Here is a 23,580-nt window from a genome sequence, read left to right as displayed (position 1 = left end):
TAGGTGCGCGGCGCGAAACGCTAAAACTAGGGACCTGGCCGCCGATGTAAACCCCGATTGAGCGACGCCGGCATGACCCGCCGGCGTTCGTCGCCTTCGGCAGCAGTGCACCGGACTAGCGGTCATGCCGGCTCAACCCATTCAGGCGGCGTGCAAATGGCGGCTAGATCAGGTTATGGCCGCCATCGATGCGGATCGTCTCGCCGGTCGTGAAGTCGCTTTCCATGAGGTAGAGGTAGGCGGCGGCGACGTCCGCAGCGGTCGGAATTTTTCTCGATGGCAACCGGGCAGCCATGTCGGCAAAGAAGCTGGATTTGGCTTCTCCAACAATGTCCCACATCGGTGTGTCGACCCATCCGGGCGACACGACATTGACGCGCGTCGGGGCCAGTTCGAGCGCCAGGGCGCGGGCGAAGTAGCTGAATGAACCGGCAATCGCGGAGACGACCGAGCCTCCCGGCACCGGCGGCCGATCCTTATTTATTCCCGAGGTGAAGGTCATCGAGCCGCCGGCTTTCAGGGTGCGCACAGCGTGCTTGGAGAGCAAGACGGCGCCGATCAGCTTGTTATCGACGAAGCCTCGCACAGCCTCCATGTCGGTACTGCCGATGGGATCGCCGGGCGGCAGTGTTCCGGCGGTCGATACGAGGTGATCGAAGGGACCGACCTCGTCGAACAGGCGAGCGACGTCCGCTTCGTCGGTCATGTCGGCGACCACGCTTGTCACGCGGCCCGCATTGAGCGTCCGTTCGGCAGCCAGCAGTTTCTCGGGCGAGCGTCCGACGATCACGACCTTCGCTCCGCCGTTGAGAGCAGCTTCCGCGACGCCGAGACCGATGCCGGAACTACCGCCGACGACGATGACTTTCCTGTCCACGAGCGATGTCATGAGGGTTCTCCGTTCGTTGCGATTGCGGTGAGGGTCAGGCCTTGCCGGCGTAGGCGGCTTCGAGCTCGGCGATGATGATCTTGCGCATCCCATACATCGCCTGCCGGACGCGGTTGGCCTTTTCGCGGTCCGGATCGGCACTGAGCCGCGGCAGGATTTCCGGGATGACCTGCCAGTAGACGCCGTATCTGTCGGTGAGCCAGCCGCAGGGTTGTGCCCTGCCGCCGCCGGCGGTGAGCGCCTCATAGTAGTAGTCGGTCTCGGCCTGGTCCCTGGTCTCGATGTAGAGCGAGAGCCGCTCGTTGAAAGGCGGCTGCGGCCCGGCGTTGAGCGCTGTAAGGTGCAGTCCTTCGAGCTCGAAATCGAAGGTGGCATGCGGGACCGTCTTGTTGGTTCCGGACACCCAGTCGGTGTATTCGATGGTCTGGAGCGCTTTGCTGTTCTTGAAGACCGAGAGATAGAAATCGCGAGCTTGCTCCGCATCGGTGTTGAACCAGAGGAATGGGTGGATGGTGGCCATGTCCGTTCTCCATTAATTCCTTGCGACAGCGATCTTTTGCGAAGAGCCTGTCCGCTGTTGCTTTCGTTCAGGCTAGCGGTAGTCCGACGGCCGATAGACCGAGCCGTCCCAGTCGCGGGCAAATCCGAGGTCTTCGAGCCGGCGGGTCGAGAAGCGTGCAATCTGCCGCCCGGTCCGGCGCCGGCTGCTCGAGGCGAGGATGCGGCCGGCCATGCCGGTCAGTACGTCGACGATGGGTTCAACTCGTTTGGCGTTCATGGTGCTCTCCCAGAGTGGCGGCAGTTTTGGTTTCAGCAGTTGCCCCGCGACTTTCGTCAGCGAGAGTATCAGTCACATCAAACTCTCCTTTTTGCAGCGGCGGTGAATGACTGATTACGCGAGCAAATATGCCGGCTTCTGGCCTGGACGACAAACGACTTATCGGCGACAATCTGTGAGCATCACTCACACGTACAGGTATCGATCCATGCCCCGGAAGCTGCCTCCCCTCACCACCTTGCCAAGTTTCGAGGCCGCGGCGCGCCTGTTGAGTTTCTCCAAGGCGGCAGAGGAACTTCATGTCACCCACGGTGCGATCAGCCGGGCGATCAAGAATCTTGAGGATCAGCTCGGTGTGCAGCTGTTCGAGCGCGGTACGCGTTCGGTGAGTCTGACAGCCGTTGGCGAGCCCTATGCGCGGGCGGTGCGCGAGGCGCTCGCCCAGTTGGCCACCGCCACCGCGGCAGCAACAGCCCGCTATTCGAGCTCGACATTGAACGTCAGCACCTCCGATGGCTTCGCGGGGAGATGGCTGGTGCCCCGCCTCTATCGCTTTCACCGTGCGCATGGCGACGTCGATGTGCGGGTTTCGACAAGCGGGAAGCTGACCAACTTCCTCGGCGACGGCATCGATGTCGCCGTCCGTTATGGCAACGGAAACTATCCGGGGCTCACGTCAGAGTTCCTCACCGGCGAGGAGGTGTTTCCAGTGTGCAGCCCAAAGCTTCTTGAGGGTGCACATCCGCTCCGCACGCCTCAGGACCTCAAACACCACACGCTGATCCGCGACAGCTTTCCGATCGACTGGGCGACCTGGCTAGCAAGCGCCGGGGTCGAGGGCGTGGACCCGCAGAGCGGGATTACCTTCGACTCTGCCACCTTTGCCATGGAGTCGGCCGCACAAGGCGAGGGGGTGGTGCTCGGCCGGACCATGCTGGTTGCGGCCGACCTTGCCGCCGGGCGACTCGTCCGCCCCTTCGGCCACGCCCTGAATTCCCCCTCCAGCTTCTATTTCGTCTACCCGCCAGAGGCGATCCGTCAGCGCAAAGTCAAGGCTTTTCGGGATTGGCTGCTCTCAGAAGTCGCGCCGCAAATGGACTGACGGGAAGGCCGAGAGAACAGGATCGTCTACATCGAGTGGTTACTATCCGCTCGCCCGAAACGCGGTGACGATCCAGGCACGCGAGTCGAAAAGCACACCGTCCGCGGTCAAATGTGCGTCGAGCAGATCGCGCAACCGCCGCAGCGCCGCGTCGACATCCACATCCGCGCGGGCGAGCGGATCCTTGACCAGTTGCAGGCCAAGCAAAGCGTCATAGGCCGCATCGACGTCCTGGCCGTAGAAGACCGGCTCATGCACTTCGGCATAGTCGACCGAAACAAAACCGGATGCACGCAAGATCTCCGCGGTGATGGCGGGGTCGCCAAGCGAAAACGGGGTGGCGGCGCCCCCCGATATGGCGGTCGCCGGCGCAATTGCCCGCTGAATGGCAGTTGCCCACTCGTTACGGTCCTGGCATCGCCATACCATCCACACAAGACGTGCCCCTGGTCGCATCGCCCGGGCGATATTGGCGAACGCCGCCGCCGGATCGGCAAAGAACATCACTCCAAATCGACTAATGCACAGATCGAAGCCGGCAGGCGGAAATACCAGCAATTGCGCATCGCCGCGCTCAAAGGCGACGTTTCGCAATCCCTCTTTCGCGCTACACTTCCGGGCGATCTCGAGCATCTCGGCCGATACGTCCACGCCGAGCACGCTGCCTTCCACCGCGACACGGGCAGCATCACGAGAGGATTGTCCCGAACCGCATCCGATATCGAGCACGCGATCGCGCGTTCCCACCTTGACCGCAGCCCTGAAGACCTCGTTGTGCCGTCGCAGTTCGGCGTCGTAAAACGCAGCGCAGTTCAGCACCATCGCACGCCTGCCTGGAGATGATGGGCCGGCAGCATTTCCGGCCGCTCTGCCCTGATCTTTTCGCGTCGGGCCACCCCCGAACTGTCAGCCGCGCCGCGCCGCCTCGATCGCTGCAACGTCGATTTTCTTCATCTCCATCATCGCCTCGAATGCGCGCTTTGCTTCATCGCCGCCGGCGGCCATCGCTTCGGTCAGCACGCGCGGCGTGATTTGCCAGGAGATGCCCCATTTGTCCTTGCACCAGCCGCAGGCACTTTCCTGGCCGCCATTGCCGACGATGGCGTTCCAATAGCGGTCGGTCTCCTGCTGATCGTCGGTGGCGATCTGGAAGGAGAAGGCTTCGTTGTGTTTAAACGCGGGCCCGCCATTGAGGCCGAGACAGGGGATGCCGGCGACCGTGAACTCGACCGTCAGCACGTCGCCTGCCTTGCCGGACGGGTAGTCGCTGGGAGCGCGGTGGACGGATTTCACCGAACTGTCGGGAAAAATCTCGGAATAGAAGCGGGCCGCAGCCTCGGCGTCCTTGTCGTACCAAAGGCAGATCGTGTTCTTGGCGATTGTCATTGCTGGTCCCTTTGCTTTCGAAATCAATCGGGGCTTTTGAAATCAACCCGGGTTTTTCACAGCTGGCCTCGGCGTTGCACCGGACATGGAAATGCGCTCGTGCCATCGACGTTCCGGCAGCAGCAGCTGCCCGGAATCAAGGTACCACGGCTGGTGCTTTCAGGACCAGATGCGGGCAGTGACTCGAATCGGCGATGGTCCGCCTGCTCCGACCGGCGGCCTCACTCTTTGCGTAGGGCAGCGCCGCTTTGCTCAAGGTCGCGCTGGCTTTCCGTTGGCGCGCCGTTGCCTCAGAAGGCGCATGAGCAAGTTCCGTCTGTCCTTGCGCGGGACGAGTTCGATATCGCTGACAAGTTTTGCGCCGCCCTTGTGCCGCTCCAATGTGATCTTGCGGCTGTGGAAGGCCTCCAGCTCGGCGCGGTGCGCTACGCTTATGATGGTGACCTTCGGCAATTCGCGAATAATCATCTCCATCATCTTGTCCTGGCTCTTCTCGTCGAGTGCCGACGTTGCCTCGTCCAGCACGATGATATCGGGGCGGTGCAGCAGAAGACGCGCGAAGGCGAGGCGCTGCTTTTCGCCACCCGACAAGGTCTGGTCCCATGGCGCGTCCTCCTCGATCCGGTCGTTGAGGTAGTCGAGTCCCACCTTGTCGAGGGCAGCCTTGATCTTATCCAGCGTCCAGTTGTCGGCGGCGCCTGGATAGGCGACAGCGCGGCGAAGCGTCCCGGTCGGGATGTAGGGCCGTTGCGGCAACATGAACAACCGTCTGTCGGCGCGGATGTTGACGCTGCCGCTACCCCATGGCCACAGACCCGCGACGGCCCGCACCAACGTACTCTTGCCCGAGCCGGATTCGCCGGCGACGAGCACCCGCTCGCCTGGTTCGATCACGACCTCGGTTTCCTTGACCACGGCGGTGCCGTCGTCGAGCGACACGGAGAGATTGTTCAGGCTGAGCATCGCATCGCCGCCGGTCTCGCCGCGCTTTATGCGTCCCAGCGTGTTGCTCTGTTCCGCGCGCTCGAGCCCGTCGAGCGACATCATCAGCGAGGCGATGCGCCGTGCACAGGCGTTCCAATCGGCGAGACGGGGATAGTTGTCGACCAGCCATCCGAACGCGCCCTGCACGATGGCAAAGGCCGAGGCAGCCTGCATGACCTGTCCAAGTGTCATGCTGCCTTCGAGGAACTTTGGAGCGCAAAGCAAGACCGGCACGACAGGCGCAAACAGGCTCGACCCCTGAGACACCAGCGCCGTGCGCATGTGCTGGCCTGCAAGGAGCGCCCATTGCCTGAGCACATGGGCAAATGTCTTGTCCATGCCGCTGCGCTCCTCCTCCTCGCCGCCGAGCAATGCGATGCTCTCGCCGTTTTCCCGCACGCGCGTCAGCGTGTAGCGGAACTCGGCTTCCGCCTGATTTTTTCCCTCGGAGAGGTGGACGAAATGGCGGCCAATGACCGCCATCGAAGTGGACGTGATCGCGGAATAGAGCACTGCGGTGATGACCAGGAAGCCGGGAATGGTGACCGTCGAACCTGCAATCGTCAGGGTCAGGGCGCCGCCGATCGTCCACAGCACCACGATGAAGGTCGAGGCCGACAGAAATGCGACGATGACACCGGCGATGAAATCGACGGGCGATTCGGTGGCAATCCGCAAATCCTCGGCGATGCGGGCTTCGGGGTTGCTATGATCGCCGCCGACGAGGTTCAGCTGATAGTAGCGGCCGCTTGCGAGCCAGCGCGCGATGACCGCGGTGGTGAGCCAGGACCGCCAGCGGCGCTGTATCCTCATGCGAAAGAAGACTTGTGCCACCACAAGGCTGGCGCTTCCGATCACGAGTGGCAGGAATACGGCGCTCAGCCAATATACGGTGTGGGCATTGCGTTGCTCAATGGCGTCGAAAATTGCGCGATTCCAGACATTGATCCCATACTGGAAGCCGACATTGGCGACGATCAGGACCAACAGCCCGATCGTCAACGGCCAGGCGACCCTGTCGCCACTGCCGCTCCAGTAACCGCGCGCGCTGATCCAGAAGCGCTTAAGCAGGTATCTCTTGCGCGCCCGCTCGGCCTCTTCAGGTGTCAGCTCAGGATCGGGTTCGGTGACATCCGGCGGCGGCGCGGGCTCGCCGACGACCTCGGACGCGACTTCGACAGTCGACTGTTTCTCGCGGCGCGACTTCTCGGCATCGCGCGATTGGGCGCCGTCAACCGATTTCAGCTTAAATTTAGCCTCGGGCATCCGGCGATAACGGCTTAAAAATCAGAAGGTTTCATAGCGTCCGCTCGAGATCCCAGATGCCAACAACGCCAAGGCTTCTCAGCTGTTCCGGTGCTCGCAGCAGCCTATGGTCGTTCTCGATGACAGGCTTTGATCGTTGCGGGGCAGACCGCCGAGCGTCGGCTGCGGGTCAGTCTGCAACAAAGCATCACCTGCTGCGGTCTCGAGAATTCGCTTCAGGCTCTCAAGATTTGTCCGCATGCTGCATTCGAAGAGGCTGGACGCAAGCGGCGCGAGAAGTGCCATCGGCCCGAGTCAACAGGATCGAGGAGGAGAGATCATCTCGATTGCGATTGCGAGCATCTGCTGCCCAGCCGGACCGCGCCAGCCCCGAGTTCCGGAACAAGGGTGCGATTTTGCCGTTGAGCCAGAAACTGGAAGCGACCCGCATGTCCGAATTGCCGAATGAAGAGATCGAAGGGCGGCTGAACGCCCAGCGCGAGACTCTGGCGCTGGTCGTTGCGCTGCTTGCCAGCAAGGATACGGCACCCGAGCGAATATGGGCCGAACTGGAGGCCCGTTTTCAGTTTCAGAACAGTCAGGAGGACCCTGGCGTCCTGCCAAGCCGCGCATTCGCCATCGAAGCTGCGAAGATGCGGGAGTTCAAGCTGATCGCCGAAGAGGCGCAGGCGCGCAATGCGGAATGGAACCGCAGGGACAAGCCACAGGGCGCCAGCTGAAACCCCGGAGAGTGGATGCAGGACCGGCTATTTTACAATGACTGAGCAAGCGTCAGCTTTGCTGCAAAAGTGTACGTGCCAACTCTTGCCATTCCTCGTCAAGCGTTAAGGTCGACGGCGCCGCCTTGCTGCGGCGATACCAATATTCCGCATTCGACTGGTCGCCTTCCTTGCGGTGGAGATAGGCATGCACGTGCATGCCCGCCGTATCGTCGCGCTGCTGCGCGCACTCGTGCGCCTTAGCCCAATCGCCCTTTGCATCCCACCACAGCGCCTGCAGGGCAGGGCTCAAGCCGGCTGGCGGCTGTGGTTTCGCAATCGAATCCCTGAAGGCTTGCAGATCCATTTTTCCACCTCGGTAAGATGCAGAGCGCCAATAATACCCGCACCGGCAGCCGACCGAAAGCGTGCTTTGGGCGGGATGACCGGAATGGGCGGACGTCCGATAACCGAACGGCCAGACGGTTGATTCGATGACGTGCATGAAATAGTGCGCGCCACGACACCATGACGCCTGAGACAGCGAGGATGAGCCGATGACAGCCTCCGACAAGCCGCGCCAATTCTACCACGGCACCCGGGCCGATCTTAAGCCGGGAGACCTGATCGAAGCCGGTTACAGCTCCAATTACGGGGCGCGAAAGCAGGCAGCCTGGGTCTATCTAACCGGCACTCTGGATGCGGCTATCTGGGGTGCAGAACTGGCCGCCGGTGACGGACGCGAAAGGATCTACATCGTGGAACCAACCGGCCCGGTCATGGACGACCCCAATCTTACGGACAAGAAATTTCCCGGCAATCCGACGCAGTCCTATCGCTGCCGCGAGCCGCTCAGGATCACGGGCGAGGTCACCGAGTGGCAGGGCCACTCCCCCGAGCGGCTGAAAGAGATGAAGGACCATCTCGAACGGCTGAAGGCACAAGGTATCGAGGCAATCGATTGATCGCTGAGTTCTGCGATTGCCAAGCTTGGCTCTGACCTACGGTCGGCGGCAGTCCCCGCGAAATACGGCTCCACGTCCGCAATGGGTCCGCGAGTTGTCGTTGCTTGCAGGGCTGGAGAGCGGATGCTCCTTTTCATCTCGTCGCGAACGTGATGATCTCTGGGCTCGAAGGGCCAAGTGGGCTGCCGTCAAAGCCGCCGAATTGCTGTTCGATCCGTAGCCCCGCGTTCCCCAGCAGGCTCGATAAGGCGTCCGTCTCGAGGAATCGCAAGGTGCTGCGACTAACTTGCGGAAGGCTCGGATGCTTTCCGCCGAACCTGTGGGTGAATGTCACCGTCTGTCCATCGAACCGCATGATCACCTCTGTTGTGATCTGCACCAGCGACCCGTCAGGCAGCTCAACGACGACCGCATTTTCGGGTGTCCAGTGCTCCCACGCCCGCACCGAAGGGTTCCGCGTTTCGAACGCGAAGCATCCGCCTGGCACAAGGGCGTGTCGGACAGCCGCCATGAAATCCCTCAGGTCTTCGTCGCTGACAAGGGCCTGGAATGCGTGCCCCGTCATCACAATGAGATCAAACTCGGCTGTCCAGCCGGCCGATTGGAGATCGCCGAGAACCCATTCGATATCCGCGCGCGTTCGTGCGCGATTCAACACGCCGGGTGCTGGGTCGATGCCGCAGAGCCGCCCTGAATGTCCGGCCAGGCGTGCCTCGTGAAGGAGGGTGCCCGTTCCACATCCGACATCAAGCACCGCGTCTGCTGTTAGAATGCGGGGCAGGTAGAAATCATAGTCGTCGCGCGCAGATCTCGGGTGCCAGGCGTCGTAGACGGCAGCGAGATATGGGTCGGCGAAAAGGTGGTCGACCATAGGCGGTATTCCCAATCAACTTTGACTGTGCGAGCGGCGTCGCCGCGAGCATATAGCCCATAAGTCGCGTCGATCGTTACCGCACGACCTCGCGGTGGCGGCCGGGCAGGCGGGTGGCGATGAGCTTGTCGATGCGGCGGCCGTCGAGGTCGACGACCTCGAAGCGCCAGCCTTGCGCGTCGACACATTCGCCGGTCGCCGGCAGATGGTGCAAATGCGACAGCACATAGCCGGCGACGGTTTCGTAATCGCGGCTCTCAGGCAGGTCGATGCCGAGGACCTCTGCCATCTCGTCGGCCTGCATGTAGCCGGCGAGCAGCCATGAGCCGTCCTCGCGCTTGACGGCGTTTTCCTCTTCGCCGGCGTCGAGATCCGAACGGAAGACGCCGGTGATCGCTTCCAGAATGTCGGCCGGGGTGACGATGCCTTCGAAATGGCCGTATTCGTCATGCACCAGCGCCATCGGCACGTCGGATTCCTTCAGCGTCGCAAGCACGTCCAGCGCGTCGGCCTGGTCATGCACGATCGGCGCGGCCCGCACGTGCCGGCGCGGGTCGAGAGCGCGGCCGCCGAGCATTGCGGCCAGCACGTCGCGGGTCTGGACGACGCCGATCATGGCGTCGACGCCGCCGTCGCCGGCCGGCAGGCGCGAATGCTGGGTGTCCATCAGCAGCTTCCTGATGGCCGCCTCGTCGGATTGCAGATTGATCCAGTCGACCTCGGTGCGCGGCGTCATCACCGCGCGCACGGCACGGTCGCCGAGCCGCATGACGCCGGCGATCATCCGCCGTTCGTCGGATTCGATGGTGCCGTGGTGCTCGGCTTCGGCGACCAGCATCTTGATCTCCTCGTCGGTGACCTTATCCTCGCTCTGACCGCGCTGGCCAAGCAGCCACAGGAGGGCGCGGCCGGAAAAATCGAGCAGGAAGACCAGCGGCGCCGAGACGCTGGCGAGGATGGTCATTGCCGGGGCGACCCTGACGGCTACCCGTTCGGGGTCGCGCAATGCGATCTGCTTGGGCACCAGTTCGCCGATGATCAGCGAGCCATAGGTGATGAGGGCGACGACGATGCCGACGCCGAGCGGATCGGCGAGGCTTTCGCGGATGCCGGCCGACGCCAGGGAGGTGGCCAGCCGCTCGCCGAGCGTGGCGCCGGAAAAGGCACCGGACAAGACGCCGACCAAAGTGATGCCGATCTGCACCGAGGACAGGAATTTTCCCGGATTGGCGCCGAGCGCCAGGGCCCGGCCGGCGCCCTTGACGTTGCGGTCGATCATCGTCTTGAGGCGCGCCGGCCGCGACGAGACGATGGCGAGTTCGGACATCGACAGAAGGCCGTTCACGCAGATGAGGACGACCACGATGGCAATTTCAGCATAAAGCATGCCGGGTCCATAGCATTGCCGCGCGGTTTTCGAAAATAGGACGGTCGCGCTTTTTAAATTTAGCGAGCCGGGCAATCAGGCGGCACCCATGCCGCATCCCAGGGCGGCGCGGAAAAATGCTCGATCAGGGCGTCGATGACGACGCGCACCTTTGGCGCGAGATTGCGTGTTACCGGCCAGATGGCATGCACCACGGTGTTTTCGACAAGACAGTCCGACAGAACCATTTCGAGCTCGCCGCGCCTGATGCTGTCGGCCGTCAGCCATGTCGGCAGATAGACGATGCCGCAGCCGGCCAGTACCGCATCGAGCATCGGTTCGCCGTGGCCGAGCACCAGCCGCGCCTTGGGCGCGAATTTTTCGAGACGGCCGTCGACATGCCTGACTGTCCAGGGATGGACCGTGCCGTCGCGGCCGTAGCCGATGAGGCTGTGCCTGGCCAGGTCCTCGATCGATAGCGGCCTGCCATGGGCGTCGAGATAGGCGGGGGCGGCGCAGATGGCCGAACGTTGGGCATAGATGCGGCGCGCGGCGATCGACAAGCTGTCGTCGAGGTCGCCCATACGCACCGCCAGGTCGATGCCTTCCTCGATCAGGTCGACGCGCCGGTCGTTGAACGAGATTTCCATCGTCAGGTCCGGGAATTTTTTGGAAATGTCGAACAGCAGCGGGGCGACGCACCGCCGGCCGAAGGCCAAAGGCAGGTCGACGCGCAGCCGCCCGGAAGGCACCTGCTTGCGCGATGCCAACAGCGACCGGGCGGCTTCGATCTCGGCCAGTGCCCTGACGCAGGCTTCGTAATAGCTCAGGCCCTCGCTGGTCGGGCTGAGGCTGCGGGTGGTGCGGTTGAGCAGGCGGACGCCCAATCGCTGTTCCAGCTGCGCGATCGACTTGCCGACCGCCGATTTGGTGACATGCAGCCGTGCGCCAGCGCCGGTGAAGCTGCCGGCCTCCACCGCGTGAACGAATGCGACGATGCCTTGCAAATTGGCCGATTCCAATGAAGCGCTCCTATTGTAGAGTTTTGCTCCTTAATCTGTTGCAGAACATGCCACATGGAAGCACTTTTCTCCATAGTGAAACGGCGTAAATGTCTCGCGCAATCATCAACCACGGAGCGCGAACCAAATGAGCACCGAAAACAGATCCTGGCAGATGAACGGTTTCGGCCTGTCCAGGTTGAAGCCGGCTGATGGAAAGCTGCCCCAACCCGGGCCGCATGATCTTCTGGTACGCGTCACAGCGGTATCGCTGAATTACAAGGACAGGATGATCGTCGATGGCGTGCTGATACCGGACCTCAGCTTTCCGTTCGTGCCGACATCGGACGCGGTAGGCGAAGTAGTCGCCACCGGCAGCGAAGTCAGCCGCTTCGGCATCGGGCAGCGCGTGCTCGGCCAGGTGATCGCCGACTGGCCGGACGGCGACGCCCCGCCGGTGCTGCACAAGCATACGCTTGGTTCGTCACTGCCCGGCATGCTGTCCGAGCATGTGCTTTTTCATGAGGATGCCGCCGTGGCGGCGCCGCCGTCGCTCAGCGACGTCGAGGCATCGACGCTGCCGATCGCGGCGCTGACGGCGTGGTTCGCGCTGGTCGAGGCGGCAAAGCCAATCCCGGGCGAGACCGTTCTCATCCAGGGCACTGGCGGTGTGTCGCTGTTTGCGCTGCAGTTCGCCGCCGCCTTCGGCCTGCGCGCCATCGTCACCTCGAGCAGCGACGAGAAGCTCGAACGGGCGAAGGCGCTCGGCGCCTGGCAAGGGATAAACTATCGCAGCCGGCCGGCGTGGGACGAGGCCGCGCGCGACCTGACAAACGGCGCCGGCGTCAGCCATGTGCTGGAAATGGTCGGCGGCGACAATGCGCGGCGCTCGCTCAATGCGCTGGGCGCCGACGGCCGGCTGTCGGTTATCGGCTTGCTGGGCAGCATGGAGCTCAATTTTCCGATCTTGCCGTTCATGCGCAACCGGATCGTCGTCCAGGGCATATCGATCGGTCACCGTCGTGCTTTCGAACGGATGAACCAGGCGATCGAGACGCTTGCCATCAAGCCGGTAATCGACAAGGTGTTTGGCTTCGACGAGGTGCCGCAGGCATTTGAGCGTCTGGAGACGGGACCGTTCGGCAAGATCGTGATCACCGTGCCCTGAGCCGGTCGGAAATGGGTCAGACGGGAAGGCTGATCGCGCGCCTACGGCAGTTGCAGCAGGACGCCGATGATGGCCTTGCCGTCGGTGAAATAGGGATCGCCTTCGCCGTTGCGCCCGGTCTTCGTGGCGCCGACGCCTGGTATCTCGCTGGTCGAGATCAGCATGCCGGCGGCGGAGAGGTCGCGCATCAGCCCATCGCGCTCGGCGTCGATGTCGGGGCCGATGTGATGAGTGATCGCGCCGGTGTCATGGCTGAGGCCGACGCCGCGGTCAAAGCTTGCCGAGCCAAGCCAAAGCGGCCGGCCGTCGTCTCCGGTCGCATTGGTCTGCCAGAAGCGGACGTGATGGCGCCGGTCGGCACTGTCGCCGACCGGTTTTTCGAAGGCGAGGTCCTGGACGCGGCCTTCGAACAAAAGCCGGCTGACCGGCGCGTCGGGATAGGGGCGGTTAAACAGCACGCTTTCGCCGATCTCGATGGCAGTCTTCAGCGTGATGGCGTCTGCCGTATCCCAGCCGGCGACGGCAAAAGCATGGACAAGCTCCTTCTTGGTGCCGACAAGGCCGACATTGATCGGATCGCCCGGAATGCCTTGCGGCGTGTGCGTCATCATCTCGAATTGCTGATTGCGAAAATTGCGGTCCCGCAACGTCCAGAACTCAGGCGCGGCGAAATAGGCGAGCGAAAGATAAGCGGCACAGCATGCCACCAACCAGGTCGTTGCACGTCGTCGAAGGCTCCGTTGGCTCAAGAGGCACCACCCAAGCGTCTGCGCAACATCTTAACCGGCGCAGCAAGTCTTGGGCAGGGGCCGCAATCAGCGGCAGGCGCGATAGGCGTTCTTGCGGTTCTTGATGTCGAAATGGAAATGATTGCGGTGATCGTAATTGTAGCCGGGGCCGAGCACGGTGGTGAAATACTGGCAGCCGTCGGCGCGCACATTGTTGAGGAAGCCGCGGGTGCGGAAGGCGAACAGGCCGGGCTTGCGGACGTCGATGTCGTCGCCATTGTTGAGCTCGATGCTCATCACGTCGAGCGCATTGCCCTTGCCGTGTTCGGACAAAACACCTTCGCCGGCGATCCTGCGGCAGGAATAGCTCGAGCCCTGGTGGATGGTCTTGACGCCCGAGAAATAGCGCCAACGGGCCGACGGGACGAGTTCGTTCCTGGTCCAGCCGGCAAAGGTGGCGGCCATGTCGCAGGTCAGCGTCGCGGCCGGCTTCATCTCGACGCTGCCGATGGCCGAGACCTTGACAGGATAGTCGATGCCGCACTGGCCTTCATGGATCGGCGCCACGTCGGTGTAGACGACACCGAGGCGTTTCAGCTCCTTTCGGCAATCGATCTCGGTGGCCGGCATCTGTTCGGCCGGCGACATCGGATTGTCCATGCGCGGATAGGCGGCGGTCATATAGGGGTTGGACGGGACGAGGCGCTGCATGCCGGAATATTCCGGGCCGGAACTTTGTGGGTCGGAATTGGGCGCGCCGGAATTGGGCGGGACGGCAGCGGTCTGGCTGCCGACATCGACGGCCGGCTGCAGCGACAGCACGCTGCCGGTATTGCAGGCGGAGACCCCCGCAACGGCAAGCATGGCGGCAAGCCTGCCGGCCATACGCGCGCGCCTTGTTTGCCGCGCGGCGGCAAGCGCAGCGCGAAATGTTCCGGCCATCGGCAGGTATCCTGTCCCCAGATGGCACAGAGTTTAATCGCCAAGGGTAAAGGAAAAATCAGCGGCGCCGTTCACGCCTGCGGCCAAATTGCGGCGCCCCCATAGGCTAAGGTCACTGGCAAAACGTACCACCGTTGCGGCGCGGTTCGAGGTCGAAGTGGAGATGCTGCGAATGATCGGCGTCGCTGCCGGGGCCAAGCACGGTCTTGAACGGTCCGCAGGCTGCCTTGCGCACTGCGTTCAGGAATTTCGCGTCCTTTTCCGGCGGCGCCGGGCCGACATCGATCTCCTTCCCGTCCGAAAGCTTGAAGCTGGCGATGTCGAGCGCGTTGCCGAAGGCGTGCTCCGACAATTTGCCGCCGCCATTGCGCGACCGGCAGACAAAGGCGGAGGCCTGGCCGATCGATTTAATATCCGCGCCGAACTCGGCCTTTGCGGCAGGCTGGATGACGGACGCAGCAAAGCGGGCGGCCGCTTCCGCCATCTGGCAATTCAGCTCGGGCTCCGGGCCGATGGCGATGGATTTGCCGAGCGTCTTCAGCGCGATCGGGTAGGGGATCGAGCAACCGACTGACGTATCATGCTCTGGCTTGCGCTCCTCGAAATCGACGCCCATCGACTTCAGCCGCCTGCGGCAGGCCAATTCCTCGGCCGGCATTTCTCTCCCGGCAATGGCGGCCGATCGAGGATCAGGAAGGATTTTTTGCTCCGCCTTCTCGTCTGCCTCGGCCGGGTTTGGTGGCGCGCCTGGTGGGCCTGCCGGCGGCTCAGCCCGTGCCGGCTTTTCGGGCGGCTGCGGTGCAATCGCCGGCGGCTCCGGAGCATCCTCCGGGCGCGGTTCGGGGACCGGGATCTCGGTTGGTGGCGGCGGAGTGACTTGCTGGTTGAGCTGCGGAACTGGTGCAGTTTGCGGTAGGTCGGGTGCCTTGGCTAAAACGGGTCCCGCCAGCGGCGTAGCCGCAACGGCCAGCAGCAATCTGCCCAATCTGAAAAAGCCAAACGCCGCCATTACGTCGCAACGGCCAGAATGCAGGGAAGTTGCCTTGAGCGAGGGGGGCGGCCGATCACAATCGGTAACCGCGCCGTCACGCGCCGATCGCTTCCAAGCCTTCCTCGAGCCAGTCCGCCAGCAGCGGCATGCCGAGCAGATATTTTGCCGTGCGCTTGTTGGCGCGCTCGCGGGCGGCGGACAGCGCGTCCGTCCATTCCGTCGCGTCATAGTCGCCGCGGCCGACCCAGGCCAACGCAATCAGTTCGGCCGCTTCGTCGACATTGAGATCGTCGATCAGCTCGCGCAGTTCTTCTTCGGTGAGATCTTCGGAGCTTTCCTCGGCAAGGCCGTCATGATGGTGGTTGTCGTGCGCGTTGCCGTCGAGCTCTACCTCGTGCTCGGCGCCGTCGGCATAGTCTTCGTTGACGGCGGCGCTGAGCGCCTTCGCCTTCAGGATGAACAGGCGCACGGTGTCGGGACCGATCGAAAGCTCCCAGTCTCGTTCAACGCGTTGCTGCACCGGCCGTCTCCCTGCTTCGTGCTCGGTCGGCCCGATGATAGCGGATTTGCAGCGCTCGTCACATTATCTTGCGCGGCGGCGTTGATCGTGAAGCATGATTTCCGATGCCCTCTCTTCCCGGATAAGATGGCCTTGCTGGGAGAGATCGCGGTTTTGAGATAGGATGACATTTTCCGGGACGAAACGGCGTTGGGCCGGCGTTAGTGTTGCATTGTCAGGTTCAAAGGAGAATTCGATGCGCAGACGATTGCTGATTTACGCCATGGCCATCGCCGCCCTGCCGCTGATTGCGGCTCCGGCGTTTTCGGCTGGTGAAGGCGGGGGAGGTGGTGGTGGCGGCGGCGGCGGCAATGGCGGCGGCGGCGGCCAGTCCCAGTGCAAGAAGGGGGAGGCGTGGGACAAGAAACAGAAGAAATGCGTCTCGCCGAAGCAAGGCATGCTGGACGACGACAGCATCTACGATGCCGGTCGCGCGCTGGCGATGGATGGACGCTACGACGAGGCGATCGCCGTGCTCAGCCTCGCCGCCAACAAGCAGGATCCGCGCATCCTCAACTATCTCGGCTATTCGCACCGCCATTCCGGACGCGTCACCGTCGGCCTCGGCTATTACGAGGAAGCGCTGCGCATCGACCCGAATTACACGCTGGTGCGCGAATATCTCGGCGAGGCGCACCTGCAGATCGGCGATCTTGCCGGCGCCCAGGAACAGCTCCGCGAGATCGAGAAGCGCACGGGCAAGGGGTCTCGCGAATACGGCATGCTGTCGGAGCAGATCGATCATTTCATGAGGAGCTGATCCTCCGGAACGCTCCTCATAACCGGCTGTGAGCGATCGCAGCCGGTTTTTTGCTGTGCTGCACATGTTGGCCACAACCGAGATTTGGCATCACGGTACACGATACGATCTTGGAAACCCCCGCTTGACGTGGGGTCAGCCGCGCAATCGGTGGATGATTTTTCAAAAACCGACTTTTTGGACGTGAAAAACCCGCGAAGATTGCTATATCTTGCGAAATTGTGGTGACACGGTTCCGTTAGCCCGAGGCTGCCGGACCGTTTTCTTTTTGTACCATCGACAAGGTCGCTCCCGATTGCGGGGGCGGCGGCAGGAAAGGTCAGGCATTATGAACAAGGTCCCGATGACAGGCGAGGGGTTCGCGTCATTGAAGGAAGAACTGCGCTGGCGCCAGCAACAGGAGCGGCCGCGTATCATCGAGGCGATTTCCGAAGCGCGCTCGCATGGCGACCTCTCCGAAAATGCCGAATATCACGCGGCAAAAGAGGCACAGAGCCTCAATGAGGGCCGGGTCAACGAACTCGAGGACCTGATCGCGCGGGCCGAGGTGATCGACGTCACCAAGCTCAGCGGCGACAAGGTCAAGTTCGGCGCCACCGTGGTGCTGGTCGACGAGGATACCGAGGAGAAAAAGACCTACCAGATCGTCGGTGACCAGGAAGCCGACGTGAAGTCCGGCCGCATCTCGATCTCCTCGCCGATCGCGCGCGCCCTGATCGGCAAGGAAGTCGGCGACGCCATTGAGGTCAATGCGCCAGGCGGCGCCAGGGGCTACGAGATCGTCCAGGTGCAGTTCATCTAGGGGATTGGCGCTGCTCTGCCTTCTCCCCTTGTGGGAGAAGGTGGCCTCGCGAAGCGAGGTCGGATGAGGGGTGTTCCAGCTTGGCTCCCTCCGCACTCCGTCCAACACCCCTCATCCGTCTTGGCGCTGCGCGCCAATCCACCTTCTCCCACAAGGGGAGAAGGGAAGGGGCAGCGCTGACCTTTCTGATTGAATTGATTGAGCAAATCAGCGGCCACCGGCCTGACCAAGCGTCTGGCGCTCCACAAGCCTTTCGGCTTCCGCCATCACCTCCGGCGGCGTGACGCTGTGGCCGGGCCTGGCCAGCAGCGTCGATGAGAACGGCCCGCGCGGGCCGGTCAGGCCAGGCTCGGTAGCGAGGAATATCGCCACCGTCGGCAGGCCGAAAGCGCTGGCGAGATGGGTCAGGCCGGTGTCGGCGCCGATGACCAGCGCCGAGCCGCCGATGACGGCGGCGATCTCGGCTAGCGGCGACCTGGGAACCACCACGGTTTGCGAAATGGCACGGGCGATCGCCTCGGCAACCGCCTGTTCCCGATCGTTCGACCAGGTGGTGACCGGCGTTATTCCCTTGTCCACCAGCAGGCGAGCGGTTTCGATCCAGTCCGCGACCGGCCATTTCTTGTCCTCGCGGCTGGTGCCGTGCAGCAGGAAGGCGGTCTTTTCACCGGCAAAAGTCGATCTTCCGGCTGGCGGCACGATGCCCGATTCAAGCCTGGAAAAATCCAGCTCGTAGCCGAGCGCCAGCCCGAACAGCCATCTCGTGCGCTCGATGGCATGCAGGCCGCGCGGCACGGCGTAGCGATGGCCATAAAACAGGCTCGCCGAAGGCTCGCGGGCGCTCGAACGGTCGAAACCGGCGATCGGCGCTGCCGCCAGCCGCGCCACCAGCGCCGATTTCAGCAAGCCTTGCGCATCGAGAACGAGGCCGTAGCGGCAATCGCGCAAGGCGCGGCGCAAGCCGATCACTTCCCGCCATGTGCCGGGCTGAAGCAGCTTCCTGCGCCAGCGCCGGATCGCCACGCTGTGGATGGTTTGGATGGCTGGATGCAGCGCCACGATGCCGGCAAATGCCTCTTCGACACACCAGTCGAAGGAGATATCCGGCCGAGCGCGGCGCGCGTCCTCGATCGCCGGGAAGGTGTGGATGACGTCGCCCATGGACGATGTCTTGACGATCAGCACTTTCATGCGGCGGCCGGCATTTCCAGCAGCCGCTCCGCCGCCGCCACGACGCGTTCGACCTCCAGCGTGTTCAGGCAGTTGAGATGACCGAGCGGGCAGATTTTTTTGTGGCAGGGCGAACAGGACAGGCCGAGCCAGACCAGTTCGCGGCGCTCGGCGAGCGGCGGCGTGTTCTGCGGCGAGGTCGAGCCGTAGACGGCGACTACCGGCGTGCCGACGGCGGCGGCGACATGCATCAGCCCGCTGTCGTTGGAGACGGCGAGCCTCGCCGCCGCGATCAGGTCGATGGCATCCTCGAGCCGCGTCTGGCCGGCAAGATCGACGGCGCCCGGAGCCAGCGCGGCGATTTCCGCCGTCACCCCAGCATCGTTCTTCGATCCGAACAGTGCCACGCCAAACCCTTTCGCCATCATCTCGCGGGCGAGCCCGGCATAGCGTTCGCTCGGCCAGCGCTTGGCCGGACCGAATTCGGCGCCGGGCATGAGTGCCACGAATTTCCCCGCCGTCAGCCCGAAACGGCCGAACAATGCTGCCTGGTTGGCTTGATCGACGGCAAGCTTCGGCGCCCGGAAGGCGCCACCACGGGCAAGGCTGAAATAGGCCTGCGCGGTGCGCCGTTTCAGGCGATCGGGCAACGGCACGATGTCGGTCAGCAGCCCGTAACGCATTTCCTTGAGATGGCCGACACGGCGCGGAATGCCGGCAAAGAACGGGATCAGCGCCGATTTCCAGCTTCCCGGCAGGACAAAGGCCATGTCGTAGCGGCCGCGCAGCAGGCGGCCGAAGCGCCTTCGGACGCGGAATTCGAACGCGCCGGATTGCAGCGGCAGGTCGATCTGCTGGCGGATTTCGGGCATGCGCTTGACCAGGGGTGCTGCCCACGCCGGCGCCAGCACGTCGATGGCGGCGTTGGGATGAAGCTCCTTCAGCGCCTGGAACAGGCACTGCGCCATGACCATGTCGCCCACCCAGCGTGGGCCGATCACGAGGATCGTTGGGCTTTCAGCCATTCGACATAATCTCTGACGCCGGTTTCCACTGTGCGGAACTGGCCGTTGTAACCGGCTGCGCGCAAGCGGGACATATCAGCTTGCGTAAAGCTCTGGTAGCTGCCCTTGAGGTGGTCGGGAAACTCGATGAATTCGATCTGGCCCTTGCCGAGCGTATCGATCACCGTCTCGGCAATGGCGCGGAACGGCTGGGCCTTGCCTGTGCCGCAGTTGAAGATGCCGCTCGAGCCGCGTTTCCACAGCCACAGATTGACGTCGGCGACATCGCCGACATGGATGAAATCGCGGCTCTGTTCGCCGGGCCCGAAACCACCATAGGCGCCGAACAGTTTCGGGTTCTGGCCTTGCTCGACCTGGTTGAACAGATGGAAGGCGACCGAGGCCATGGCGCCCTTATGCGCCTCGCGCGGTCCGTAGACGTTGAAATAACGCAGGCCCGCCACCGGCGAGTGGTCGGTATCGAAGACAGTGCGGCGGACATAGTCGTCGAACAGTTTTTTCGAATAGGCATAGACGTTCAGTGGGCGCTCGTATTGCGGCTCCTCGCGGAACTCGGCGCCGCTGCCATAGACGGAAGCGGACGAGGCATAGAGGAAGGGCAAGCGCAGGGCCAGGCAGGCGTGCAGCAGGCGCTTCGAATAGGCGTAGTTGACCTCCATCATGAACTTGCCGTTCCATTCGGTGGTGGTCGAGCAGGCGCCCTGGTGGAAGACGGCCTCGATGCGGCCGAGGTCGCCGGCCTCCATCCGCGCCAGAAAATCGTCCTTGTCGAGATAATCGGCGATCTCGAGATCGGCGAGGTTGGCGATCTTGTGGCCGTCGGTGAGGTCGTCGACGACGAGGATGTCGCTGAAACCCTCGGCGTTGAGCGCGGCGACGATGTTGGAACCGATCATGCCGGCGCCGCCCGTGACGATGATCATGAAAGCCTCTGGTACCTTGTGCCGGTTGTAGCCCTTGTGGGATTCTGGCCTTATAGGGGAGGCGGGCCGGGCTGTCGACAAAGCAGGTGGCGGGGCGGCCGGATGAGCGCCACAGTGCCGCCGCAAAGCTCTCGCTTCAGTCGGTGACCACCGGCGAAGCGTGACAGGAGCAAGGTAATGCCGTCAACCGAACTGCTTGTCGCCTTTTTCGCCACCACGGCGATCTTCGCCTATATCCCCGGTCCCGCCATGCTCTATGCCGCCGCGCAAACCATGGCGCGCGGCCGCTGGTCCGGGCTGATGGCGGCGCTCGGCATCCATCTCGGCGGCTACGTTCATGTCTTCGCCGCCGCTGTCGGCCTGTCGGTGCTTTTCCATGCCGTGCCGGTGCTTTACATGGCGGTCAAGCTGGTCGGTGCGCTGTATCTGGTCTGGCTCGGTGTTTCTTTGTTTCGCGCCAAGGCGCAAGGCGACGTTGTCTTGCCGGGAATTCAGCCGAAATCCGCCCGCCGCGCGTTTTTGGAGAGCGTTGCCGTCGAGGTGCTCAACCCGAAAACGGCGATTTTCTTCATGGCGTTCCTGCCGCAATTCATCGATGCCTCGGCAGCGTTTCCGGTCTGGCTGCAGTTCGTCGTGCTTGGAACGATCGTCAATTTGATGTTCTCGTCGGCCGACATTGTTTGCGTGATACTGGCCGGCGCGGTGATCGCCAGGCTGCGGCAGTCGAGCCGGGCGCAGCGCCTGATGCGGCGCGCCGGCGGTGCGGTGCTTGTCGGACTGGGCGTGCATGTCGCGTTGCAGAAAAGCTGACGCACTGTCTCGCCGCGGCGATCGGTCGAAGGCCTGCCGTTGCGTCGGCTGAAATTGCGGTATATCGGCATCGCCATGAACGGCCGGCCCTGCCCATCGAATTTCCCGTCACCGAAAATCGGCCCTCCCACGCGTTGACATGATCAAGCTGCCCTCTCCCGAACCCCTTCACCGCGCCATCTCGCGCTTCGGCAGCGCCACTGTGCTGGTGGTCGGCGATTTCATCCTCGACCGTTTCGTCAACGGCGTGATCGAGCGCATTTCGCCGGAAGCGCCGATCCCCGTGCTGCACGGGCGCGGCGAAACGCTGGCGATGGGCGGCGCCGGCAATGTCGTCGCCAACATCGTTTCGCTCGGCGCTGCCGTGATACCGGTCTCGGTGATCGGCGCTGACGAGGCCGGCAAGAACCTCATGCGCATGCTCGGCGACTTTGGCGTCGACACCGGCGGGCTGGCGCAGGATGCCGATCGCATGACGTCGTCCAAAAGCCGCTTCAGCGCGCTCAACCAGCAAGTGCTGCGTTTCGACGAAGAGGAAATCAAGCCACTGGGCGATGCCGAGCGCGCGGCATTGGTCGGGCATTTTCGCGAAGCGCTGGCGCGGGCCGACATCGTCATCCTGTCCGACTATGGCAAGGGCGTGCTGCTCGACGGCGCCGCCGGCGAGCTGATCTCGATCTGTCGGGAAGCGGGCAAGCCGGTGCTGGTCGACCCGAAGGGCCGCGACTATGCGCGTTATGCCGGCGCGACGGCAATCACGCCCAACCGCAAGGAACTCGGCGAGGCGGTCGGCCGCGCAGTGTTTGCCGACGACGAAATCGAGGCGGCGGCGCGCCAGCTGATTTCGGCGCACGGTTTCGATTTCGTCGTCGCGACGCGCAGCGAAAAGGGCATGAGCGTCATCGGTGCGGACGACGCCCGCCATATCGCCACGCAGGCGCGCGAAGTGTTCGACGTTTCGGGCGCCGGCGACACGGTGATCGCGACGTTTGCACTGGGACTTGCAGCAGGCGCCGACCGCGTCATGGCCGGATCGATCGCCAACGCCGCCGGCGGCGTTGTCGTCGGCAAGCGCGGCACGGCGCGGCTGACGATCGAGGAACTCACCGGTGCGCTGTTTCGCTCGCATGGTCCGGTCGCCCACTTGGATGCGATCCTCGATGCCGCCGCCGCCGCGCGGCTGGTGGCGGGCTGGAAAGACGAGGGCTTGAGCGTCGGCTTCACCAATGGCTGTTTCGATATCCTGCATGCCGGCCATGTCAGCCTGTTGCATGCGGCCCGCAGCCAGTGCGATCGGCTGGTGCTCGGCCTCAACAGCGATGCCTCGGTGCGCCGGCTGAAAGGGCCGGGGCGCCCGGTCAACGACCAGCATGACCGGGCCTGCGTGCTGGCAGCACTTGCCTCGGTCGACGCCGTCGTCATCTTCGAGGAGGATACGCCGCTTTCGCTGATCGAGGCGCTGAGCCCCGACATACTGGTCAAGGGTGCCGACTATACGGTCGATCAGGTGGTTGGCGCCGATGTCGTGCAGAAGGCCGGCGGGCGCGTCGTGCTGGTCGACCTCGTCGCCGGCAAGAGCACGACCGGCACTATCGGCAGGTTGCGCGCCGGGAACTGAGGGTTTCATGTCCGAACTGAACGATTACCTGGCCCGCTCGGCGGCCGCGATTTCGGCGATGGTCGAGCGCGACCTGACCAGCGAGATGGAGCGGGCGGTCAGCGCCGTCGTCGCCGCGCTTTCGCAGGGCAAGGCGCTGCTGATAGCAGGCAATGGCGGTTCGGCCAGCGACGCCATCCATATCGCCGGCGAGCTGGTCGGCCGCTTCCTCAGGGAGCGCAAGGCCTACAACGTCATCGCGCTGCCGGCCAACGCGGCGGTGCTGACCGCCTGGGGCAATGATTACGGCTTCGACACGGTGTTTGCGCGCCAGGTCGAGGCGCATGGTTCGGCGGGCGCCGTGCTGCTCGCCATCTCGACCAGCGGCAATTCGCCAAGCATCCTCGCCGCCGCCCAACAGGCGCGCATGATGGGCATGACGGTGGTCAGCCTGACCGGCGACACCGGCGGCAAGCTGAAGCCGCTCTCCGACATCCTGCTCAACGTACCCTCGACCTCGACGCCGATCATCCAGCAGGGGCATTTGTGCCTCTACCACCATTTGTGCGAAATGGTCGAAACGCGCCTCTGCGACGCAGGGTGATTGCGCCAGGCCGGGTAGAGGCCGTCAATTGTCAACGGGGAGAAGGGACTAGCCGCAACGCTGGCGACCCCTCTCCCCGTCCTTCACGGGGAGAGGGTAAGGTGAGGGGCAGCCCTAGCCTGTAGCGATTATTATTTGACGCATAGCCACATTTTGTTCTTGCTTTGTGCCGGCAGCTATGCTACTAATTTGGGT

Annotated in this window: 26 protein-coding genes; 9 read left to right on the top strand and 17 right to left on the bottom strand. The window is 63.4% G+C overall.

Translation table 11 applies throughout. The annotated features are described in order from the left end of the window. Nucleotides 1-163: 163 nt before the first annotated feature. The 3 genes from NKJ28_RS23980 to NKJ28_RS23970 form a co-directional block, all read right to left on the bottom strand. Entirely contained in the window at nt 164-889 is a 726-nt protein-coding gene (locus tag NKJ28_RS23980; protein WP_352567972.1) for an SDR family oxidoreductase, read from the bottom strand. Nucleotides 890-923: 34 nt separating this feature from the next. Continuing rightward, on the bottom strand, nt 924-1,409 hold the full coding sequence (locus tag NKJ28_RS23975; RefSeq protein ID WP_352456958.1) for a VOC family protein: 486 nt from the start codon (nt 1,407-1,409) through the stop codon (nt 924-926). Nucleotides 1,410-1,481: 72 nt separating this feature from the next. Further along, the gene (locus NKJ28_RS23970) at nt 1,482-1,667 is read right to left on the bottom strand and encodes a DUF1127 domain-containing protein (RefSeq protein ID WP_352637203.1); all 186 of its coding nucleotides are present in this window, start codon (nt 1,665-1,667) and stop codon (nt 1,482-1,484) included. A 208-nt stretch (nt 1,668-1,875) separates the two neighbouring features. Here NKJ28_RS23970 and gcvA point away from each other — a divergent pair, with 208 nt between their 5' ends. Continuing rightward, entirely contained in the window at nt 1,876-2,769 is an 894-nt protein-coding gene (gene gcvA, locus NKJ28_RS23965) for a transcriptional regulator GcvA (RefSeq protein WP_352637201.1), read from the top strand. Between the two features lie 42 nt (nt 2,770-2,811). Here gcvA and NKJ28_RS23960 read toward each other — a convergent pair whose 3' ends face one another. The 3 genes from NKJ28_RS23960 to NKJ28_RS23950 form a co-directional block, all read right to left on the bottom strand. Beyond that, nucleotides 2,812-3,591: a class I SAM-dependent methyltransferase gene (locus NKJ28_RS23960; RefSeq protein ID WP_352637200.1), complete on the bottom strand. Its 780-nt coding sequence runs from the start codon at nt 3,589-3,591 to the stop codon at nt 2,812-2,814. 84 nt (nt 3,592-3,675) lie between these two features. Then, nucleotides 3,676-4,149: a VOC family protein gene (locus tag NKJ28_RS23955; protein WP_352450557.1), complete on the bottom strand. Its 474-nt coding sequence runs from the start codon at nt 4,147-4,149 to the stop codon at nt 3,676-3,678. Nucleotides 4,150-4,407: 258 nt separating this feature from the next. Further along, nucleotides 4,408-6,405 (bottom strand): ABC transporter ATP-binding protein/permease, encoded by a 1,998-nt coding sequence (locus NKJ28_RS23950; RefSeq protein ID WP_352456961.1) that lies wholly within the window; start codon nt 6,403-6,405, stop codon nt 4,408-4,410. 428 nt (nt 6,406-6,833) lie between these two features. Between NKJ28_RS23950 and NKJ28_RS23945 the strand changes: the two genes are divergently transcribed. Beyond that, on the top strand, nt 6,834-7,124 hold the full coding sequence (locus NKJ28_RS23945) for a hypothetical protein (protein WP_352456962.1): 291 nt from the start codon (nt 6,834-6,836) through the stop codon (nt 7,122-7,124). A 52-nt stretch (nt 7,125-7,176) separates the two neighbouring features. Here the strand turns inward: NKJ28_RS23945 and NKJ28_RS23940 are convergent, their stop codons facing one another. After that, complete coding sequence (locus NKJ28_RS23940; protein ID WP_352456963.1) at nt 7,177-7,470, bottom strand: hypothetical protein; 294 nt, start codon at nt 7,468-7,470, stop codon at nt 7,177-7,179. A gap of 190 nt (nt 7,471-7,660) precedes the next feature. Here NKJ28_RS23940 and arr point away from each other — a divergent pair, with 190 nt between their 5' ends. Further along, on the top strand, nt 7,661-8,068 hold the full coding sequence (gene arr, locus NKJ28_RS23935) for an NAD(+)--rifampin ADP-ribosyltransferase (protein WP_352456964.1): 408 nt from the start codon (nt 7,661-7,663) through the stop codon (nt 8,066-8,068). A gap of 133 nt (nt 8,069-8,201) precedes the next feature. Here the strand turns inward: arr and NKJ28_RS23930 are convergent, their stop codons facing one another. From NKJ28_RS23930 to NKJ28_RS23920, 3 genes are all read right to left on the bottom strand, one after another. Beyond that, entirely contained in the window at nt 8,202-8,939 is a 738-nt protein-coding gene (locus NKJ28_RS23930; RefSeq protein WP_352456965.1) for a class I SAM-dependent DNA methyltransferase, read from the bottom strand. A gap of 76 nt (nt 8,940-9,015) precedes the next feature. Continuing rightward, entirely contained in the window at nt 9,016-10,326 is a 1,311-nt protein-coding gene (locus NKJ28_RS23925; protein WP_352456966.1) for a hemolysin family protein, read from the bottom strand. 59 nt (nt 10,327-10,385) lie between these two features. Further along, nucleotides 10,386-11,327: a LysR family transcriptional regulator gene (locus NKJ28_RS23920; RefSeq protein ID WP_352637198.1), complete on the bottom strand. Its 942-nt coding sequence runs from the start codon at nt 11,325-11,327 to the stop codon at nt 10,386-10,388. A 127-nt stretch (nt 11,328-11,454) separates the two neighbouring features. Here NKJ28_RS23920 and NKJ28_RS23915 point away from each other — a divergent pair, with 127 nt between their 5' ends. Next, complete coding sequence (locus NKJ28_RS23915; RefSeq protein WP_352637197.1) at nt 11,455-12,474, top strand: zinc-dependent alcohol dehydrogenase family protein; 1,020 nt, start codon at nt 11,455-11,457, stop codon at nt 12,472-12,474. 41 nt (nt 12,475-12,515) lie between these two features. On the opposite strand, the gene NKJ28_RS23910 is transcribed toward NKJ28_RS23915, so the two are convergent. From NKJ28_RS23910 to NKJ28_RS23895, 4 genes are all read right to left on the bottom strand, one after another. Then, nucleotides 12,516-13,223 carry an LssY C-terminal domain-containing protein gene (locus NKJ28_RS23910; RefSeq protein ID WP_352637195.1) on the bottom strand — a complete coding sequence of 236 codons (708 nt, stop codon included), beginning with the start codon at nt 13,221-13,223 and terminating at the stop codon, nt 12,516-12,518. 66 nt (nt 13,224-13,289) lie between these two features. Next, on the bottom strand, nt 13,290-14,144 hold the full coding sequence (locus NKJ28_RS23905) for an extensin-like domain-containing protein (RefSeq protein ID WP_352637194.1): 855 nt from the start codon (nt 14,142-14,144) through the stop codon (nt 13,290-13,292). 112 nt (nt 14,145-14,256) lie between these two features. Beyond that, a complete protein-coding gene (locus tag NKJ28_RS33045; RefSeq protein ID WP_023678355.1) occupies nt 14,257-14,802 on the bottom strand; it encodes an extensin-like domain-containing protein in 546 nt (181 codons plus the stop codon). Between the two features lie 427 nt (nt 14,803-15,229). Next, nucleotides 15,230-15,655, bottom strand: coding sequence for a DUF3775 domain-containing protein (locus NKJ28_RS23895; protein WP_023678354.1), 426 nt, complete (start codon nt 15,653-15,655; stop codon nt 15,230-15,232). Between the two features lie 235 nt (nt 15,656-15,890). Here NKJ28_RS23895 and NKJ28_RS23890 point away from each other — a divergent pair, with 235 nt between their 5' ends. After that, nucleotides 15,891-16,454: a tetratricopeptide repeat protein gene (locus tag NKJ28_RS23890; RefSeq protein WP_352637193.1), complete on the top strand. Its 564-nt coding sequence runs from the start codon at nt 15,891-15,893 to the stop codon at nt 16,452-16,454. Nucleotides 16,455-16,782: 328 nt separating this feature from the next. Continuing rightward, nucleotides 16,783-17,256, top strand: a complete 474-nt coding sequence (greA, locus tag NKJ28_RS23885; protein WP_023719113.1) for a transcription elongation factor GreA — start codon at nt 16,783-16,785, stop codon at nt 17,254-17,256. 207 nt (nt 17,257-17,463) lie between these two features. Here the strand turns inward: greA and waaC are convergent, their stop codons facing one another. Genes waaC through rfaD form a run of 3 tightly spaced genes read right to left on the bottom strand, consistent with a single transcriptional unit; the run spans nt 17,464 to nt 20,374 of the window. After that, nucleotides 17,464-18,447 (bottom strand): lipopolysaccharide heptosyltransferase I, encoded by a 984-nt coding sequence (waaC, locus tag NKJ28_RS23880; RefSeq protein WP_352637192.1) that lies wholly within the window; start codon nt 18,445-18,447, stop codon nt 17,464-17,466. Then, the gene (waaF, locus tag NKJ28_RS23875) at nt 18,444-19,451 is read right to left on the bottom strand and encodes a lipopolysaccharide heptosyltransferase II (RefSeq protein ID WP_352637191.1); all 1,008 of its coding nucleotides are present in this window, start codon (nt 19,449-19,451) and stop codon (nt 18,444-18,446) included. Before waaF ends, waaC begins: the two co-directional genes overlap by 4 nt. Then, complete coding sequence (gene rfaD / locus NKJ28_RS23870; RefSeq protein WP_352517064.1) at nt 19,424-20,374, bottom strand: ADP-glyceromanno-heptose 6-epimerase; 951 nt, start codon at nt 20,372-20,374, stop codon at nt 19,424-19,426. Before rfaD ends, waaF begins: the two co-directional genes overlap by 28 nt. Before the next feature lie 177 nt (nt 20,375-20,551). On the opposite strand from rfaD, the gene NKJ28_RS23865 reads away from it, so the two are divergent. The 3 genes from NKJ28_RS23865 to NKJ28_RS23855 all read left to right on the top strand — a co-directional run bounded on the left by NKJ28_RS23865 (nt 20,552) and on the right by NKJ28_RS23855 (nt 23,385). Further along, complete coding sequence (locus NKJ28_RS23865; RefSeq protein WP_023678350.1) at nt 20,552-21,184, top strand: LysE family translocator; 633 nt, start codon at nt 20,552-20,554, stop codon at nt 21,182-21,184. A gap of 139 nt (nt 21,185-21,323) precedes the next feature. Then, the gene (rfaE1, locus tag NKJ28_RS23860; RefSeq protein ID WP_352637189.1) at nt 21,324-22,802 is read left to right on the top strand and encodes a D-glycero-beta-D-manno-heptose-7-phosphate kinase; all 1,479 of its coding nucleotides are present in this window, start codon (nt 21,324-21,326) and stop codon (nt 22,800-22,802) included. 7 nt (nt 22,803-22,809) lie between these two features. Then, entirely contained in the window at nt 22,810-23,385 is a 576-nt protein-coding gene (locus NKJ28_RS23855) for a D-sedoheptulose-7-phosphate isomerase (RefSeq protein ID WP_352586848.1), read from the top strand. Nucleotides 23,386-23,580: the final 195 nt, after the last annotated feature.

This window comes from Mesorhizobium sp. M0145 (genome assembly GCF_040322355.1).
GTDB lineage: Bacteria > Pseudomonadota > Alphaproteobacteria > Rhizobiales > Rhizobiaceae > Mesorhizobium.
The sequence above is the reverse complement of the archived record's forward strand: the minus strand, read 5'-3'. Positions and strand labels throughout refer to the sequence as shown.

Bases quoted from the DNA above. Each gene is read 5' to 3' on its own strand.
- NKJ28_RS23980 (WP_352567972.1), bottom strand. From the start codon at position 889: ATGACATCGCTCGTGGACAGGAAAGTCATCGTCGTCGGCGGTAGTTCC.
- NKJ28_RS23975 (WP_352456958.1), bottom strand. From the start codon at position 1,409: ATGGCCACCATCCACCCATTCCTCTGGTTCAACACCGATGCGGAGCAA.
- NKJ28_RS23970 (WP_352637203.1), bottom strand. From the start codon at position 1,667: ATGAACGCCAAACGAGTTGAACCCATCGTCGACGTACTGACCGGCATG.
- gcvA (WP_352637201.1), top strand. From the start codon at position 1,876: ATGCCCCGGAAGCTGCCTCCCCTCACCACCTTGCCAAGTTTCGAGGCC.
- NKJ28_RS23960 (WP_352637200.1), bottom strand. From the start codon at position 3,591: ATGGTGCTGAACTGCGCTGCGTTTTACGACGCCGAACTGCGACGGCAC.
- NKJ28_RS23950 (WP_352456961.1), bottom strand. From the start codon at position 6,405: ATGCCCGAGGCTAAATTTAAGCTGAAATCGGTTGACGGCGCCCAATCG.
- NKJ28_RS23945 (WP_352456962.1), top strand. From the start codon at position 6,834: ATGTCCGAATTGCCGAATGAAGAGATCGAAGGGCGGCTGAACGCCCAG.
- NKJ28_RS23940 (WP_352456963.1), bottom strand. From the start codon at position 7,470: ATGGATCTGCAAGCCTTCAGGGATTCGATTGCGAAACCACAGCCGCCA.
- arr (WP_352456964.1), top strand. From the start codon at position 7,661: ATGACAGCCTCCGACAAGCCGCGCCAATTCTACCACGGCACCCGGGCC.
- NKJ28_RS23930 (WP_352456965.1), bottom strand. From the start codon at position 8,939: ATGGTCGACCACCTTTTCGCCGACCCATATCTCGCTGCCGTCTACGAC.
- NKJ28_RS23925 (WP_352456966.1), bottom strand. From the start codon at position 10,326: ATGCTTTATGCTGAAATTGCCATCGTGGTCGTCCTCATCTGCGTGAAC.
- NKJ28_RS23915 (WP_352637197.1), top strand. From the start codon at position 11,455: ATGAGCACCGAAAACAGATCCTGGCAGATGAACGGTTTCGGCCTGTCC.
- NKJ28_RS23905 (WP_352637194.1), bottom strand. From the start codon at position 14,144: ATGGCCGGAACATTTCGCGCTGCGCTTGCCGCCGCGCGGCAAACAAGG.
- NKJ28_RS33045 (WP_023678355.1), bottom strand. From the start codon at position 14,802: ATGCCGGCCGAGGAATTGGCCTGCCGCAGGCGGCTGAAGTCGATGGGC.
- NKJ28_RS23890 (WP_352637193.1), top strand. From the start codon at position 15,891: ATGCGCAGACGATTGCTGATTTACGCCATGGCCATCGCCGCCCTGCCG.
- greA (WP_023719113.1), top strand. From the start codon at position 16,783: ATGAACAAGGTCCCGATGACAGGCGAGGGGTTCGCGTCATTGAAGGAA.
- waaC (WP_352637192.1), bottom strand. From the start codon at position 18,447: ATGAAAGTGCTGATCGTCAAGACATCGTCCATGGGCGACGTCATCCAC.
- waaF (WP_352637191.1), bottom strand. From the start codon at position 19,451: ATGGCTGAAAGCCCAACGATCCTCGTGATCGGCCCACGCTGGGTGGGC.
- rfaD (WP_352517064.1), bottom strand. From the start codon at position 20,374: ATGATCATCGTCACGGGCGGCGCCGGCATGATCGGTTCCAACATCGTC.
- NKJ28_RS23865 (WP_023678350.1), top strand. From the start codon at position 20,552: ATGCCGTCAACCGAACTGCTTGTCGCCTTTTTCGCCACCACGGCGATC.
- rfaE1 (WP_352637189.1), top strand. From the start codon at position 21,324: ATGATCAAGCTGCCCTCTCCCGAACCCCTTCACCGCGCCATCTCGCGC.
- NKJ28_RS23855 (WP_352586848.1), top strand. From the start codon at position 22,810: ATGTCCGAACTGAACGATTACCTGGCCCGCTCGGCGGCCGCGATTTCG.